Here is a 13,808-nt window from a genome sequence, read left to right as displayed (position 1 = left end):
GGGGCGCCGTCCGCACCCGGGTGGCGGCCCCGTCGCTCCGGCCTGCCCGGAAACCCCCATCAAGGCGCCCGGAACCGCACTCGACGTGCACTAGAGGAATCCGTCCCCCACCCTTCGGCGCAACTAGGGTGCGACGCATCCACCCCACCATTCCGCTGACTCGAACTCACGTCCGTACGACCGGACTTCCGTCCCGCACCGCGGCCAACCGTCCCGCACGCGAAAGGAGAACCGCCATGCAGCTCAAGGTCCTCGGCCCCCTCACCGCCGACCTCAACGGCATCTCCGTCGTCCCCACCGCCGCCAAGCAGCGCCAGATCCTCGCCCTCCTCGCGCTCTACCCGAACCGGATCCTGCCCACGGCCACCCTGATCGAGGAGATCTGGGGCGACGACCCGCCCAGACAGGCGCTCACCACGATGCAGACGTACATCCTGCAGCTGCGCCGCCGCATCACCCAAGCCCTCGGGCCGACCCCGCACACCACCGCCAAGGACATCCTCACCACCCGCCACGGCGGCTACCAGCTCACCGCGCACCCGGACAACCTGGACGTCCACACCTACAACCTGCTGATCACCCAGGGCCAGCACTCCTTCAACCACGGCCACGACAGCCAGGCCGCCACCCAGTTCCGCCAGGCGCTCGCGCTCTGGCACGGGCCCGCCCTGGTCGACGTGCGCCCCGGCCCGATCCTCACCATCGAGATCATGCGACTGGAGGAGAGCCGGCTGATCACCCTGGAACGGCGGATCGACTCCGACCTGCGGCTCGGCCGGCACAACGAGCTGATCCCCGAACTCACCCACCTGACCCACCAGCACCCGCACCACGAGGGGCTGCACGCCCAGGCCATGGTCGCCCTCTACCGGGCGGGCCGGCAGACCAGCGCCCTCACCACCTACCACCACCTGCGGCACCGGCTGACCACCGAACTCGGCATCCAGCCCTCGCCGCACCTGCAGCACCTGCAGCACGCCATCCTCACCCTGGACCCGACCCTCAACACGCCGACCACCGCCCACCCGACCACCTACAACCTGTACTCGGCCTGAGCCCCGTCCGCCCGGCCGTCCCCGCCGACCTCTCCCAGCCCTCACCCACAGGACGCGTCATGACCACCGCACCCGAGAAACCCCTCGCCCTGATCACCGGCGGCACCCGCGGCATCGGTCTCGCCATCGCCCGCGAACTCGGCAGCCGCGGCCACCGTGTCTTCATCTGCGCCCGCACCGCCCAGCACATCGACCAGGCACTGGCCACCCTGCGCGACGAGGGCCACCAGGCCGACGGCACCACCTGCGACGTCCGCGATCCCGTCCAGGTCGCCGAGCTGATCCGGCACGCGGTGGCCGCGCACGGCCCGATCAGCGTGCTGGTCAACAACGCCGGGCGGACCGGCGGCGGTCCGACCGCGACCACCACCGACGACCTGTGGTACGACGTCATCGACACCAATCTCAACGCCGTCTTCCTGGTCACCCGGGAGACCCTCCGGAACGGCCAGCTCACCGGCACCGCCCATCCGCGCATCATCAACATCGCCTCCACGGCCGGGAAGCAGGCCGTCACCCTGGGCGCGCCGTACACCGCCAGCAAGCACGCCGTGATCGGCTTCACCCGGGCGCTGGCCAAGGAGTTGGCGCCCACCGGCACCACCGTCAACGCGATCTGCCCCGGCTACGTCCAGACGCCGCACACCACCCGGATCCACCACGAGTACGCGACCGCCTACAACACCACGCCCGAGACCATCCACCAGCACTTCCAGACGCACATCCCGCTCGGCCGCTACACCACCCCCGAGGAGGTCGCCTCGCTGGCCGGCTACCTCACCACCCCGACCGCGGCCAGCATCACCGCCCAGGCACTCAACGTCTGCGGCGGTCTCGCCACCCAGTAACCCCGGCGCGATCCAGGCCGGCCCACGGGAAGGACTCGGGCTCCGGTGCCCGCTGATCAGTGATGACGAACCGTCAGTTCTCCAGCGCACCCGTCACCTTGCTGGTGTCCGGCGCCTCCGCGCCCGAGCCCTGCCTGCCCACCGGCCGCCCGCCGAGACGGCTCGACGCCGCAGCCGTCACCGCCGCACTGGCCCGGACGGCCGCCCACCCGCGGCAGCCCGCCGCCCACCCCGCACGGGCCGAGGAGTTCCTGCTGGTCGAGCTGCACCGGGCGTACCGGCCGGACGTGCTGCGCGCGGCACTGCGGGCCGTCCTGCCGGAAGCCTCCGAGCCGGAGCCGGGCGGGGCGGACCAGCGGCAGGCCTCGGCAGCGGATCCCGGCTCACCCTCCGACGGGCAGGACCCGGGGCAGGACCTGCTGTGGCAGCGGGCGGCCGACGGACCGGCTGAGCTCGACCGGGTGCTCGCCGAGCTGGGCCGGAGCCTCGCCGCCGGGCCCCGGCTGCGTGCGGTCCTGGTGGCGGAGCGGGGCACCCCCGGGGACGGCCCGGACGGCTCGGACGGCCGGGACCGCCCGAACACCCCGGACCGCCCCCGGCCCCCGCGACTCTTCCTCGGCTTCGCCCCCGCCGCGCGCGGACGCGCCGTCGAGCTGCTGGAGGAGCTGCGGAAGGCGCTCGCCCACCCGCCCGAGCCGGTCACCGTGCCGACCAGCGCGCTGCAGCGGGAGATGCTGCGCCAGGTGCTCGGCCGGCCGGACCACCACGGCCGGCACGTCGAGCAGCTGTCCTGGAACTGGCACGGCCCGCTGGACACCGAGCGCTTCACCGCCGCCTGGCAGTCCGTCATCGACCACGAGACCGTGCTGCGCGCGGCCTTCGACTGGGACGAGGACGACACCGGCGACCCGTGGATGGTGCTGCACGAGCGCGCCGTCCCCGAGGTCACCCGGCACCCGCACGGCGCCGCCGAGTGGGAGGAGCTGCTCGCCGCCGACCGCCGGCGCGGCTTCGACCTGCGCCGCCCCGCCCTGCTGCGCGCCACCTTGCTCGACGCCCCGCCGGACGCCGAGGAGGGCCCGGCCACCCGGGTGCTGCTCAGCTACCACCACGCGATGCTGGACGGCTGGAGCGTCCGCCTGCTGCTGCAGTCCTTCTACCGCGCCTACCTGACCGACGGCGTCCTGCCCGGCGGCGAGCGCCGACCGGACGTGCGCGACCACGCCCGCTGGCTGCGGGCCCAGAGCACCGACGCCGCACGGCAGTTCTGGTCCACCCGGCCCGCCGCGACGGCCGTCCTGCCGCTCGACCCCGACCCGCGCCGGCCGGGCAGCGGCCGGGCCCGGCGCCGGCTCACCCCGTACGAGGCGGTACGGCTGCGCGGCTGGGCGGCCGCCTGGGGCGCCGGCGAGAGCAGCGCCCTGCAGGCCGCCTGGGCACTGCTGCTCTACCGCGCCGCGCAGTCCGGCCGCCCCCGCCGCCCGGCCCGGGCGGTGCGGGTCGGCTTCGCGGTGACCGTCTCCGGCCGGGGCATCCCGCTGGACGGCATCGACCGGCTGCCCGGCGCGCTGCGCAACCCGCTGCCGATCTCGGTGCGGGTGCACCCGGGCACCACCGTGCCGCAGCTGCTCGCCGCCCTGCGCGACGGGGTGCTCGACCTCGCCGGGTACGAGTGGGTCTCCCCCGGCCAGGCGCACCGCTGGACGGCCGGCTCGCGCGGACCGCGGCCGAACAGCCTGGTCGTCCTGGAGCACCTGCCGGCCCCCGCCCACCACCTGCGACTGGAGACGGACCTCGCCGCGCACGGCATCCACGTGGAGAGCCCGACCCCGGCCGGCACCTTCACCGCGTACCCGATCACCCTGGCCGCCCACTACGACGCCACCGGCGGTCTGGTCCTCACCACCACCCATGACCGCACCCTGCTCGCCGACCAGGACGCCGTCGAACTCCTCAGCCAGAGCGCCCACCTGCTGCGCGCCTTCCCGGATCTGCCGAGCGGGCTGAGCACCACCGAGGTGCTGCGCTCCACGCTCGCCGGCCAGCCGGCGCCCCGGCTCGGCGAGCCGGCGGCCGCGGCCTCCGGGGCGACGGACCGCGCCGGCCCCGCGGATCCGTCCGAGCCGTCCGACCACCCGGCCCCCGACGACGGCCGACCGGACGACGGCCCGGACGACGACCGCCCGGCCGTCCGGCTGGACGTGCTCCGCCAGGCCACCCGTCCGGGCGCGGGCTGGGTCCTGCTGCTGCCCCCGCCCGGCGCACCGGGCACCCGCTACCCGGGCACCGCCCGCGGCTGGCCCGGCCCGCAGGCCCTCGGCGTGCTGCGCCCCGTCGCGGCCGACCCGCCGCCCGCCGCCTACCGGCCGCTGCTCGGCCCGCTGCTGGACTCCCGTACGCCGGTCGCGCTGGTCGCCCCGCCGGGGCTCGGCGTGACCGCGTACGAGATCGCCCGGCTGGGGGCTCCGGCGCACCCGCTGGTGGTGCTGCTCGGCCAGGAGGGCGACCTGACGGCGGTGGCGGAACTCCTGGGAGGCCACGCGTAGGTCCCGTCCCCCGCCCCGCCCGGGCACTACGGTGGCGCCCATGGCCCGTTTCGTCCTGACCCGCCGTTCGCCGCTGCCGCCCGCCGACTGCTGGGAGCGGCTCACCTCCTGGCCCCGGCACGGCGAGCGGGTCCCGTTCACCCGGGTCACCGTCGCCCGGGGCACCGGCCGCGCGGTGGGCGACGTCGTCCTGGCCCGTACGACGGTCGGCCCGCTTCACTTCGACGACCCGATGGAGATCGTCGAGCTGATCGCTCCGGCCCCCGGGCGCGACGGCCGCTGCCGCCTGGTCAAGCGCGGCCGCCCGGTGCGCGGCGGGGCGGTGCTGCTGGTCCGGGCGGTGGCGGGCGGCAGCGAGGCGGTCTGGGCGGAGGAGCTGCGGATCGCCGGGCTGCCCCGGTTCGCCGATCCGCTGCTCGCGGCCGCCGGGCGGCTGGTCTTCGGGCGGGTGCTGGCCCGACTGCTGCGGTAGCCCACGCCCACGCCGACGCCGGCCACTCGTCCGTCCGCTCCCCGCCCCCTGGTCCCGCCCGGTCCCGGTCCCCGTCACTCCCCGGGCCGTTGCGGGTGCCACTCCGCCAGCAGGATGGTCGCGTCGTCGCGCAGGTCGTGGTCCTGATGGGTGACCAGGGCGTGGATCAGGCGGCGCAGGGCCTCGGGGGCCGGGTCCCCGCCGGCCATGTGCTGCATGAGGGTGTCGGCCAGCCGGAGCTCGCCGAAGAACTCGCCGGACCTGGACCGGGCCTCGGTGACGCCGTCGGTGTAGACCAGCAGCCGGTCGCCTGGCTGCAGCCGGGCGCGGTGGACGGGCTGCGCCCCGCGCTCGTGGAAGCCGAGGCCGAGCGGCAGCTCGGCCCGCCGCTGCAGGGCGTCCGTGACGACGCGGCCGTCCCGGATCAGCAGCGGCGGCGGGTGGCCGCAGTTCACCCAGGTCAGCTCGCCCGTCTCGGTGTCGAGGTCGGCGACCACGGCGGTGAGCAGCCGGTCCGGGATCCACTGGACCAGGGTGCGGTCGATGGCCTGGACGATGTCGGCCAGGCCGCCTCCGGACCGCCGGGTGGAGCGGCAGGCGGCGAGGGCGACGGAGCTGGCACCGCCGGAGGCGAGGTCGTGGCCCATCGCGTCGAACACCGACACGTGCAGGCGCCCGCCGGCCACCGAATGGTCGAAGGCGTCCCCGCCGACGTCGTAGGCCGGTTCCAGGACGGCGCTGGACGTCACGTGCCGGGTGCCGATGGTGCGCGGCGGCAGAAAGGCCCACAGCATTTCGGCCTGCAGGCTCATCGGCCGCCGACGTCCGACGCCGATGATGACGTCGCTGTACGTGCTCTTCGACACCACCATCAGGGCGACCAGCGCCGCCAGCGTCTCGCAGCGGTCCGCCGTGTCCCGGCCCCATGCGCCGCCTTCGACCCGCAGCACGCCGATCCGCTCGACCCCGTCGACCAGGGGGAACCATCCGACGGCGGGCGATCCGGAGGACAGCTGGGTCTGCTGCAGCCGGTAGGCCCGGCCGCCGAGGGTCCCCTCGATGTCGACGACGTCCGGGTGCCCGTTCTCGGGACCGGGCAGCGGGACGAGGTACCGCTGCTGGACGTCGGCCAGGAACACCCACGCCCCGTCCGCGCCCAGTTCACGGGCCGCCTGCCCGATCAGGGCGGGCAGGTCCGCCGGCCCGGCGGCCCGGCTGCGGACCAGCAGCCGCGCCAGCACTCCGCCCGGCCCCGCGTCCTCGCCGCTCGCCACGTCGCACCTCCGTCGGGCTGGCGCCTACCCAGTGCGGGGCCCAGCGCACGGGACATCCGGTTCGGATTCCGGCGCCGGCGCGGACGGCGCGGGCCCGTCCCACGGGTGACCGGCCCGGGGTGCGCGGCGGCCCGGCCCGGCGCACCGTCGGAGACATGGCCTCGATCATCGTGCTGTTCGAGCTGGAGCCCGAGCAGGTTCTCGGCGCCGAGGGCGTCGGGCCGGGAGTGCTGGCCGTGCACGCGGCCGGCGCCGACCCGGACGTCCCGGAGGACCCCCAGCCGACCACGCTGTGCCAACGCGACACCCGCTCGATGGAGCACAGCCACTACGCACCCGCCCGGCCCGGTGAGCCCTGGTACCCGCCCGAGTTGGCCGACCGCCGCTGCCGGGAGTGCGAACGGGTCCTTTCCGCCGCCTGACACCTCCGAGCACGGGGCGTCCTCCTCGCGTGCGGCGCGTGCGCTGCCGCGACCGGAGGCCGGCCCGCCGGCGCTCGCCGTACGCCGGCCTCCGCCGGGTGGCCGCCGCGCGCGGTCAGCGCGGCGGCCCGACGGTGGAACCGGGTAAGGGGAGCGGCTCCGCCCGCCGGCCGCACCGCCCCCGGTTTCCCCGTGCTCGCACCGGGCAGGCGCGCCGTCAGGGGAGACCAGTCCGAAGCTGGTCAGCGTCGGCCCCGACGACGAGGTCGGGTACGCCGTCGGGTCACTGCGCCGCCACGCCCTGCGGCGGCTGGAGTCGGACGACGTCCGGCGGGTGCCGGGTGTCGCTCGGTGTCGCTCGGCGGCCCTCGCGGTGGACCGGGCCCGGACTCCGCTCCGGCCGACGTCAGCAGAGCGAACCCCCAACCGCTGGTCCGCGCCGTACCGACCGGCCGGACCCTGGCCAGGAGGACGCCATGACCGAATCACCGCGCGAGCGGCCGCTGCACGACATGGGAGGGGCGACCGGCCCCGCCGACACCGCCGGGACCCGGTCCCGCGCGGAGGGCCGCGACGGCCCGGCGCGCCGCCCCGCACCGATCGGCAAGGGCGGGACGCCCAACGTCGCCGGGAGCGGCGAACAGCAACCGGAGACGGCCGAGGGGCCGGTGCCGGGCGTCCAGCCGGGCGAGGAGTACGCGAACCCGCCGCGCCGCGAGCCGACCGCCGTCGATCCGCCGCCTCGGGGCGGCCGTGGTGGTCACGCCGCTCCGGCCGAACCGACGGAAGCCCCGCCCGAACCCGAGCGGGGGCACCACGATCCGGCCGCCGAGCCGGAGGACGAGGGCATCCCCGACCTCCAGGACGGCTCCCCCGCGCGGGAGTGGTCGCAGGACCCGCAGGTCCAGTCCGTTCCCGGGGACACACCGGTGGCCGCCGAGTCCTTCGGCACCACGGGGGCCGAACAGTCCGAGGGCGAGTCGCTGGACGCCCGGCTGGCCCAGGAGGAGCCGGAGCAGGACGAGCGGACGTCGGTCGCGGAGCCGTCCGAGCAGGCCGCCGGCCGACTCGACCCCCCGGACCCGCACAGCGACCTGCGGGCCGACGCGCCCGGCGACACCGCCGGGCTGTCGGCCGAGGAGGAGGCGGTGCGGATCCGCTCCGACGGCGGCCCGTCGGAGCCGGAGGGACCGGGCGGGGACCGGGGTGATCAGCCCGGCATCGAGACTCCGGAGTCCGCGGAGGAGCAAGCCCCGGAGGGGGACGCCGAGGGCGACCGGCCGTTCCGGCCCTGACCGTTCGCGCCGGCCCGTACTCCCCCGGCCGCCGGACGGGTCGGGGCTCAGGGCAGCCGGACCGCGTGCAGGCAGGGGTGTAGGGCACCCCCGGCCGGCGCGCTGAGGACGGTCGCCACGTCCCCGGTGATCTCCACCCGCAGGGCGCCGTCCGCGCTCTCCCAGACCAGGCCGCCGCGCGGGCCCACGGCGTCCGTCGCGTGCACCACGACCACGGCGGGCCGGCCGTGTCCTCCCACCGGCCCGGGCATGGTCACCGCGCACCGGCGGGTGCCGCTCCCCCGGACCGTCGGGGCCGGCACCCGGGCGGCCGCGTGCCCCGCGGCGTCCACGGATGTCAGGACGTGCGGGGCCGGCCGGTCCTCCGCGGCGGGGAGCGACATCTCGCCGCCGGCCAGGCGGCCGGCCACCGTGTCCAGGTCCGTGCCCGAGCGCTGGGCCACCCCTGCGAGCAGCTCCAGCGCGGCGTGCGGGGTCACGCCGAACCGCTCCATCGTCATGCCGATGGCCAGGCCGGTGGCGTGCCGGCGGTCCAGCAGATCGGCCACCGTCCGGGCCAGCGCCAAGCGGTCGAGCGCGGCGGAGGCCTGCAGGGCGAGCACCTTCACCAGGCCGAGGACGGTCACTCCCGGTTCCGCCGGATCGCGCAGGTAGGCGCTGAAGGCGGTGCAGCCGTGCGGAAGGGTGCGGAGGTGCGCCGTGACGACGGTCCGCACCCCGCAGCGCCGGGTCCGGTCGGCGAACCGGCCGGGCGGCCCCGAGTCCAGCCGGACCACCACCAGCCCCTCGGCCTGCCGGCGGATCCGGGACAGCGGGCCGCCCTCCTCCCCCTGCGCCCGTTCGAGCACCAGCAGCTGCGGCGAGCTCGACGCCAGGGTTTCCACGGAGCCGGCGTCGCGCCAGGTGCTCACGGCGACGCCCACGCACGAGGGGAGGGCGACCTGGGCCAGCCGCAGCACGTCGGTCAGCGTCGCCGGGGGCCCGGACAGGGCCCGTTCACGGGCCGCGAGTGCGCCGAGCTCGGCCAGCAGGGCGGTCCGGGCCCGGTCCACGGCCGGGGCGTCGGCCGTGGAGCCGACCGGCGCCACGGGCGCCTGGAGGTCCAGCAGCGTGCGGGCCCGGGCGACGGCGCGGACCGCGTCCGTCTCCCCGGTGTAGACCCCGATGGTGTAGCAGACGTCGCGCAGTCGCTGCCGGGCCTCCGGCGAACGCAGCGCGGACAGGGCCTCGTACTCCGCGACCAACCGACCGAGAGCCGAGACGTCCACCATGGTCATAGCAACCTCCGAGCGTGTCCGGACAGTATGCGGCCGGTCACCCACGGGCACCACGTCCCCCACCGGGCGGCGGTCGGTCCACGGACACCGGCGCCGGGCCGATCACGCCGGCCGGGCCCGCGGGGACGCCCACCAGACGTCGCTCCCGGTGAACGGGTCAAGGTTCCTTCCGGAGCCGCGCGGGCTCCGGAACCCACTCCCGCCAGCATGGCGACCCGGGCCGTTCCGGGGAAGGAAGGACCGGAGGTTCCGCCGACCGCGATCACGCGCGATCACGCGCAGTCACGGAACGGGCGGCGGCGGGGCGGGCGCGCCGGCCGACGTGCCCGCCCCGTGGTCGGTCAGGGGGCCCAGGTGTCGGCCGCGGGCGGCTCGGGCTCCCCGTCGTCCTCGTCGTCGCCCTTCGCCCGGACGTCCGGGGGCGTGGGAGCGGTGATGTTCCGCTGCTCCGAGGACCGCTCGCGGGTCTCCTCGTCGATCTGCGGAGCCTCCACCTGCGGGGTGCCGGGCTGCGGGGTCTGCGGGGTGTCGTGCCTTCCGTGGACGCTCATGGCGATGTCCTTCCGTCGAGGTGCGGGCGTGCGGGGCGGCGTCAGTCCGAGCCGCCGCGCCCGGTCACGAAGTCCCTCGCGCGGTCGACCAGCCCGGTGCCGGCGGCGACCAGCTTGTTGTCGGGGGCGTTCGGGTGGGGCCGGGTGGGCGCGAGCTTCTTCGCCCGCCGGACCTGCTCCCCGAGCTCGTCGAGCCGCGCCGGCGGGCAGGCGTCGGCCAGCGCCGGGAACAGGTTCCGTTCCTCGTCCTGGATGTGCGCCGTGACCTCGGAGATCACCCGCTCGACCAGGACGCCGAACCGGGCGTCACCGCTGTCCACGCCTTCGAGGTCCTTCAGGAGCCGCTCCACGCTCGCGTGGTCGGCGATCTCCTTGTCCGCGAGGGCGTCACCGCCGGGGACGTGTTCGCGCACCGCCGGGTACAGGTACTGCTCCTCGGCCACCGAGTGGCGGACCAGTTCGATGGTGAACTGCTCGGCCACCTCGCGCCGTCGCTCGTCGCCCGCCGGCAGCGCCTGCACGCGGGCGAACATCTCCTCCACCTCGCGGTGGTCCGTCATCAGCTCGTTGATCACATTGCCGCCGTGTCCCATGGGCTCTACTCCCGTTCTCGTCCGTTCTCGTCCGTTCGCGCGTTCTCGTCAGTTCGCGTCCGTTCGCGTCCGTTCGCGTCGCGGATGGATCGGCGTCCCCGGCCCGGGGCCGGGCACCGCAGCCCTCGCGTATCCCCGGCCTCCGCGAAGGTATGCCGCGCCGGGTACGCCGGATCAGCCGGGTACGCCGGATCAGGCGCCGCCCGGCCCGGAGTCGCCGTTCCGCTCGTCCGCGCCGAGCCGGCGGGCCCGGCCGGGCTCCGCGGTGGTCGCGTCCCCCTGCTCCTCCGAGGGGGTCTCGGCGGATTCCTCCGACTCGTCCGGCCCGTGCTCCCCGGTGCCGCCCTGCCCGGCCCCTCCCGGGGCGCGCGGATCGCCGCCGTCGTCCTGCGGATCGTGGTGCAGCGGCACGCCTCCGGCACCGCCCTGGGGGATCTCGTTCACGTCCGTCTCCTTCCGTCTCGTTCCGTCTCGGGGCGCGTGCGCCGCCTGCTTCGCGCGTGCCCGGCCCGTGCCGGGGCAATCCGTCGGGACGGGTCCGGCATCCGGCGGGCGACGGCGGACCACCGCTCGACTGCCCGGGACGGGCGCGGGGAAACACTGCCGCGGGCATCGTGCGGCGCGGCGGGGAGTCTTGGACGGAGCCCCTCAGACGTCGTCCGGTAGGCCCGTGACCAGGTGGAACAGGCCGCCCTCCGGGTCTTGGAGGGCGGCGATCCGGCCGTACGCCCAGTCGGTCGGGGGCGAGACGACCCGACCGCCCAGCCGGACCGCCGCGGCGGTGGACCGGTCGAGGTCCGCGGTTCCGAAGGACACGTGCCAGCGCGGTCGCAGCAGCGGCTCCGGCGTGCCTTCCCGGCCGCCGCCGCGCACCGCCGCCACGGCCCGGCCGTCGATCCGCAGGACCACCCGGTCGTGCTCGTAGCGCACCTCGTAGCGCCGGGCGTCCCGCCCGTCCCAGCCGAACACGTGCCCGTAGAAGAGCGCGGCGGCGAACGGGTCGGAGGTGCGCAGCTCCGTCCACACGGGGGCGCCCGGGCCGCACAGCCGCCGGGGCGGGCCGGCGCGGGCCTGCCAGATGCCGAAGGTGGCGTTCTGGGCGTCGGCGGCGAGGACGATCCGTCCGCCGTCGAAGGTGAGGGGGCCGACGGCGACGGTGCCGCCGCCGGAGCGGACCCGTTCGGCGGCGTCGTCGGCGTCCTCGGTGCCGAAGTAGGTGGTCCAGGCGACGGGGAACTCCCAGCGGCGGGCGACCTCGGCGAGGCCGGCGACGACCGTGCCGCCGGACAGGCCGTACAGGTAGCGCCCCCACGGGCTGGGCACGGCGCGGAACGTCCAGCCGAGCAGCGGGCCGTAGAAGGCCTCGGCGGCGAGCAGGTCCCGGCTGAGCAGGCTCACCCAGCAGGGCGCGGCGGGGACGCAGCAGGGGCCGGCGGAGGGCTCCTCGGCCTCCTCGACGCCGGGGGCGAAGGGGGCGTCGGGGGCGTCGGGGGCGTCGAGGGCCGGCCGGACGGTTCGCTCTGTCATCGCGTCGTGCCCCTTCTCGTCGTTCCCCCTGCGCCGGCCCGGTCCCCGTTGCCGGCTCGTCCCCCTTCGCCGGGCCCCGGCCGGCCCTTCCGAGGCGGGCCGCCGGTCAGTGCGGGCCGCCCGGGATCAGGAAGTCGCGCATCCGCTCGGTGAGCGAGCGTTCGGGCGGCGGCAGGTGGTCGGCGGGGCGTTCGGTGGGCGGCTGGTGGCGGGGCCGGCCCCTGGCGGACTGCTTGGTGGCGTGGGCCAGGGCCGCCAGGGTGTGCAGCTCGGCGTCGGTGGTCACGGCCCGGACGGCCGGGAAGAGCCGCGCCTCCTCGTCGCCGGCGTGCCGGGTGACCTCCTCGGTCAGCCGGGCGACCAGGCGGTCGAAGTGCGGCGAGGTGACGTGGGTCAGGCGCAGTTCCCCGAGCAGCGCCTCGACCGCGCGGTGGTCGGCGCGTTCGCGTTCGGCCACGGCCGGTCCGTCGGGCAGCCGGTCGCGGACCAGCGGGTAGAGGTGTGACTCCTCGGCCCGGGTGTGGCGGACCAGCCGGTCGGTCACCAGGTCGGCCAGCTCCTTGCGCCGGGGGTCCCCGGTGGGCAGGCCGCTGAGTTCGCTGAAGTGGACCAGCAGCGCACGGTGGTCGGCGGTGAGCTGGTCCAGCAGGTCTTCGTCGTGGTGCACGGGTGGTACCTCCTCCTCCGGGCCGGCCGGCACCGCGCGGGCGGGCTCCCGGGGAGGAGCCCCGTCCGGGCGGGGCCGGGTCAGCTCTCCAGGGCGTCGGCGATGCGGTGCAGCATGCCGCCGGCGGTCGGCCGGCGCGGCGCGGTCTCGCGCACGGCCCGCATCCGTTCGCCGATCTCCTGCAGTTCCTTGCGGCCGAGGACGGCCCGGACCTGCGGGAACCATTCGCCCTCCTCCTCTTCGATGTGCCGTTCGACGGCATCGATCAGGACGGCGGCCTTGGCGTCGTAGCCCTCGTCGTCGGGGGTCATCCGGCTCAGTTCCTCGCAGAGCAGGTCGGCGACGTGGTGCTCCTCCTTGGCGCGGTCCATGGTCTCGGCGAGTCCGGGCACCTCCCGGCGGATCCTGGGGTAGACCAGCTCGTCCTCCAGGTAGGTGTGGACGGTCAGCGCCTCGACGATCCGCTCGACCTTCTCGCGACGCGCCTGGGCGCCGCCCTCGCCGTCGCCCTCGGCGAGCCCCCGGTACTCGCGGAACAGGCGGCGGACTTCCTTGTGGTCCTCCCGCAGCAGGACGATCGCATCGTTCGACATCACGCGTCTCCTTCTCGGCGGGCTTCGCCGACGCCCGGGCGTCTCCCCGGCGGGCCCCCGGCCAAACGCGCCCGCCCGGCAGGTGTACCGGTGCGATCCCCGGGCATCCGCCCGGCACGTCCCGGCTCCGGAACGACCGCCGGGACGGCCAACGTCACCGAGGTGGGCCGGCGATGCACGACGCGACCGACGGATCCTCCGGCGAGGCCGGGATGGGCCGGATCGAGGACCTGGCCCTGCTGACCTGCCTCGCCACCGGCGACCTCGACGTCTACCTGCGGTACTCGCAGGGGCCGGACGCGGACCGGGCCGGCGGGAGCCGCGACTACGAGGCGGACGTCCCGATGCCCGGTCTGTCGGTGACCCCGCTGCGCCCGGAGCCCTGGTGGCCGCGCCCGGCCGTCGACTGGGTGGCCCGTCGGGTGGTGAAGTACGCTGACCTGAACGAGAGTTGTCCGGACCGGCGGCCGTGGGTGCTGACCGGCCGGGTGGTCGGTGCCGGGCCCGACCACGAGCCGCTCATCGCCGATCCCCTGCCGCTCGCCTGGGTGGGCCGCCGCGCCCTCGACGAGGCGGCGCGCCGCTACCACGAGCGGTTCGCCCCCGGGCGCGCCTCGACCGACTGAGCCCGTCGCGCCCGTCGGGTGTCCGGGCCGGGCCGCCCCGCCGACGCGGACGGTGCTCCGGG

15 protein-coding genes are annotated in these 13,808 nt (G+C 76.2%); 7 read left to right on the top strand and 8 right to left on the bottom strand.

The annotated features are described in order from the left end of the window. The first annotated feature begins 236 nt into the window (after positions 1 to 236). The 4 genes from ACIRD3_RS05295 (at position 237) to ACIRD3_RS05280 (ending at position 4,921) form a co-directional block, all read left to right on the top strand. The gene (locus ACIRD3_RS05295) at positions 237 to 1,055 is read left to right on the top strand and encodes a BTAD domain-containing putative transcriptional regulator (protein WP_402211871.1); all 819 of its coding nucleotides are present in this window, start codon (positions 237 to 239) and stop codon (positions 1,053 to 1,055) included. A 59-nt stretch (positions 1,056 to 1,114) separates the two neighbouring features. After that, entirely contained in the window at positions 1,115 to 1,903 is a 789-nt protein-coding gene (locus tag ACIRD3_RS05290) for an SDR family NAD(P)-dependent oxidoreductase (protein ID WP_402211868.1), read from the top strand. A gap of 62 nt (positions 1,904 to 1,965) precedes the next feature. Beyond that, positions 1,966 to 4,449 carry a condensation domain-containing protein gene (locus tag ACIRD3_RS05285; protein WP_402211865.1) on the top strand — a complete coding sequence of 828 codons (2,484 nt, stop codon included), beginning with the start codon at positions 1,966 to 1,968 and terminating at the stop codon, positions 4,447 to 4,449. Between the two features lie 40 nt (positions 4,450 to 4,489). After that, positions 4,490 to 4,921, top strand: a complete 432-nt coding sequence (locus ACIRD3_RS05280; protein WP_402211863.1) for an SRPBCC family protein — start codon at positions 4,490 to 4,492, stop codon at positions 4,919 to 4,921. Positions 4,922 to 4,995: 74 nt separating this feature from the next. On the opposite strand, the gene ACIRD3_RS05275 is transcribed toward ACIRD3_RS05280, so the two are convergent. Then, entirely contained in the window at positions 4,996 to 6,195 is a 1,200-nt protein-coding gene (locus ACIRD3_RS05275; RefSeq protein WP_402211860.1) for a PP2C family protein-serine/threonine phosphatase, read from the bottom strand. 155 nt (positions 6,196 to 6,350) lie between these two features. On the opposite strand from ACIRD3_RS05275, the gene ACIRD3_RS05270 reads away from it, so the two are divergent. Both ACIRD3_RS05270 and ACIRD3_RS05265 read left to right on the top strand, forming a co-directional pair. Further along, complete coding sequence (locus ACIRD3_RS05270; protein WP_402211857.1) at positions 6,351 to 6,617, top strand: hypothetical protein; 267 nt, start codon at positions 6,351 to 6,353, stop codon at positions 6,615 to 6,617. Positions 6,618 to 7,093: 476 nt separating this feature from the next. Further along, a complete protein-coding gene (locus ACIRD3_RS05265; protein WP_402211854.1) occupies positions 7,094 to 7,912 on the top strand; it encodes a hypothetical protein in 819 nt (272 codons plus the stop codon). A gap of 47 nt (positions 7,913 to 7,959) precedes the next feature. Here ACIRD3_RS05265 and ACIRD3_RS05260 read toward each other — a convergent pair whose 3' ends face one another. The 7 genes from ACIRD3_RS05260 to ACIRD3_RS05230 all read right to left on the bottom strand — a co-directional run bounded on the left by ACIRD3_RS05260 (position 7,960) and on the right by ACIRD3_RS05230 (position 13,120). Beyond that, complete coding sequence (locus tag ACIRD3_RS05260) at positions 7,960 to 9,189, bottom strand: DUF6296 family protein (protein WP_402211851.1); 1,230 nt, start codon at positions 9,187 to 9,189, stop codon at positions 7,960 to 7,962. 341 nt (positions 9,190 to 9,530) lie between these two features. After that, entirely contained in the window at positions 9,531 to 9,740 is a 210-nt protein-coding gene (locus tag ACIRD3_RS05255; protein WP_402211848.1) for a hypothetical protein, read from the bottom strand. A 41-nt stretch (positions 9,741 to 9,781) separates the two neighbouring features. Beyond that, on the bottom strand, positions 9,782 to 10,333 hold the full coding sequence (locus ACIRD3_RS05250; RefSeq protein ID WP_402211846.1) for a hemerythrin domain-containing protein: 552 nt from the start codon (positions 10,331 to 10,333) through the stop codon (positions 9,782 to 9,784). 192 nt (positions 10,334 to 10,525) lie between these two features. Continuing rightward, positions 10,526 to 10,777 carry a hypothetical protein gene (locus ACIRD3_RS05245; RefSeq protein ID WP_402211843.1) on the bottom strand — a complete coding sequence of 84 codons (252 nt, stop codon included), beginning with the start codon at positions 10,775 to 10,777 and terminating at the stop codon, positions 10,526 to 10,528. Between the two features lie 204 nt (positions 10,778 to 10,981). Continuing rightward, complete coding sequence (locus ACIRD3_RS05240; RefSeq protein ID WP_402211841.1) at positions 10,982 to 11,860, bottom strand: VOC family protein; 879 nt, start codon at positions 11,858 to 11,860, stop codon at positions 10,982 to 10,984. A gap of 106 nt (positions 11,861 to 11,966) precedes the next feature. After that, the gene (locus ACIRD3_RS05235; protein WP_402211839.1) at positions 11,967 to 12,527 is read right to left on the bottom strand and encodes a hemerythrin domain-containing protein; all 561 of its coding nucleotides are present in this window, start codon (positions 12,525 to 12,527) and stop codon (positions 11,967 to 11,969) included. An 80-nt stretch (positions 12,528 to 12,607) separates the two neighbouring features. Further along, entirely contained in the window at positions 12,608 to 13,120 is a 513-nt protein-coding gene (locus ACIRD3_RS05230; RefSeq protein WP_402211836.1) for a hemerythrin domain-containing protein, read from the bottom strand. Positions 13,121 to 13,293: 173 nt separating this feature from the next. On the opposite strand from ACIRD3_RS05230, the gene ACIRD3_RS05225 reads away from it, so the two are divergent. Then, a complete protein-coding gene (locus ACIRD3_RS05225) occupies positions 13,294 to 13,746 on the top strand; it encodes a DUF6098 family protein (RefSeq protein WP_402211834.1) in 453 nt (150 codons plus the stop codon). Positions 13,747 to 13,808: the final 62 nt, after the last annotated feature.

Source organism: Kitasatospora sp. NPDC093550 (genome assembly GCF_044764985.1).
In the GTDB taxonomy this organism is placed as follows: domain Bacteria; phylum Actinomycetota; class Actinomycetes; order Streptomycetales; family Streptomycetaceae; genus Kitasatospora.
This window is presented reverse-complemented; position numbering and strand designations above follow the sequence as displayed.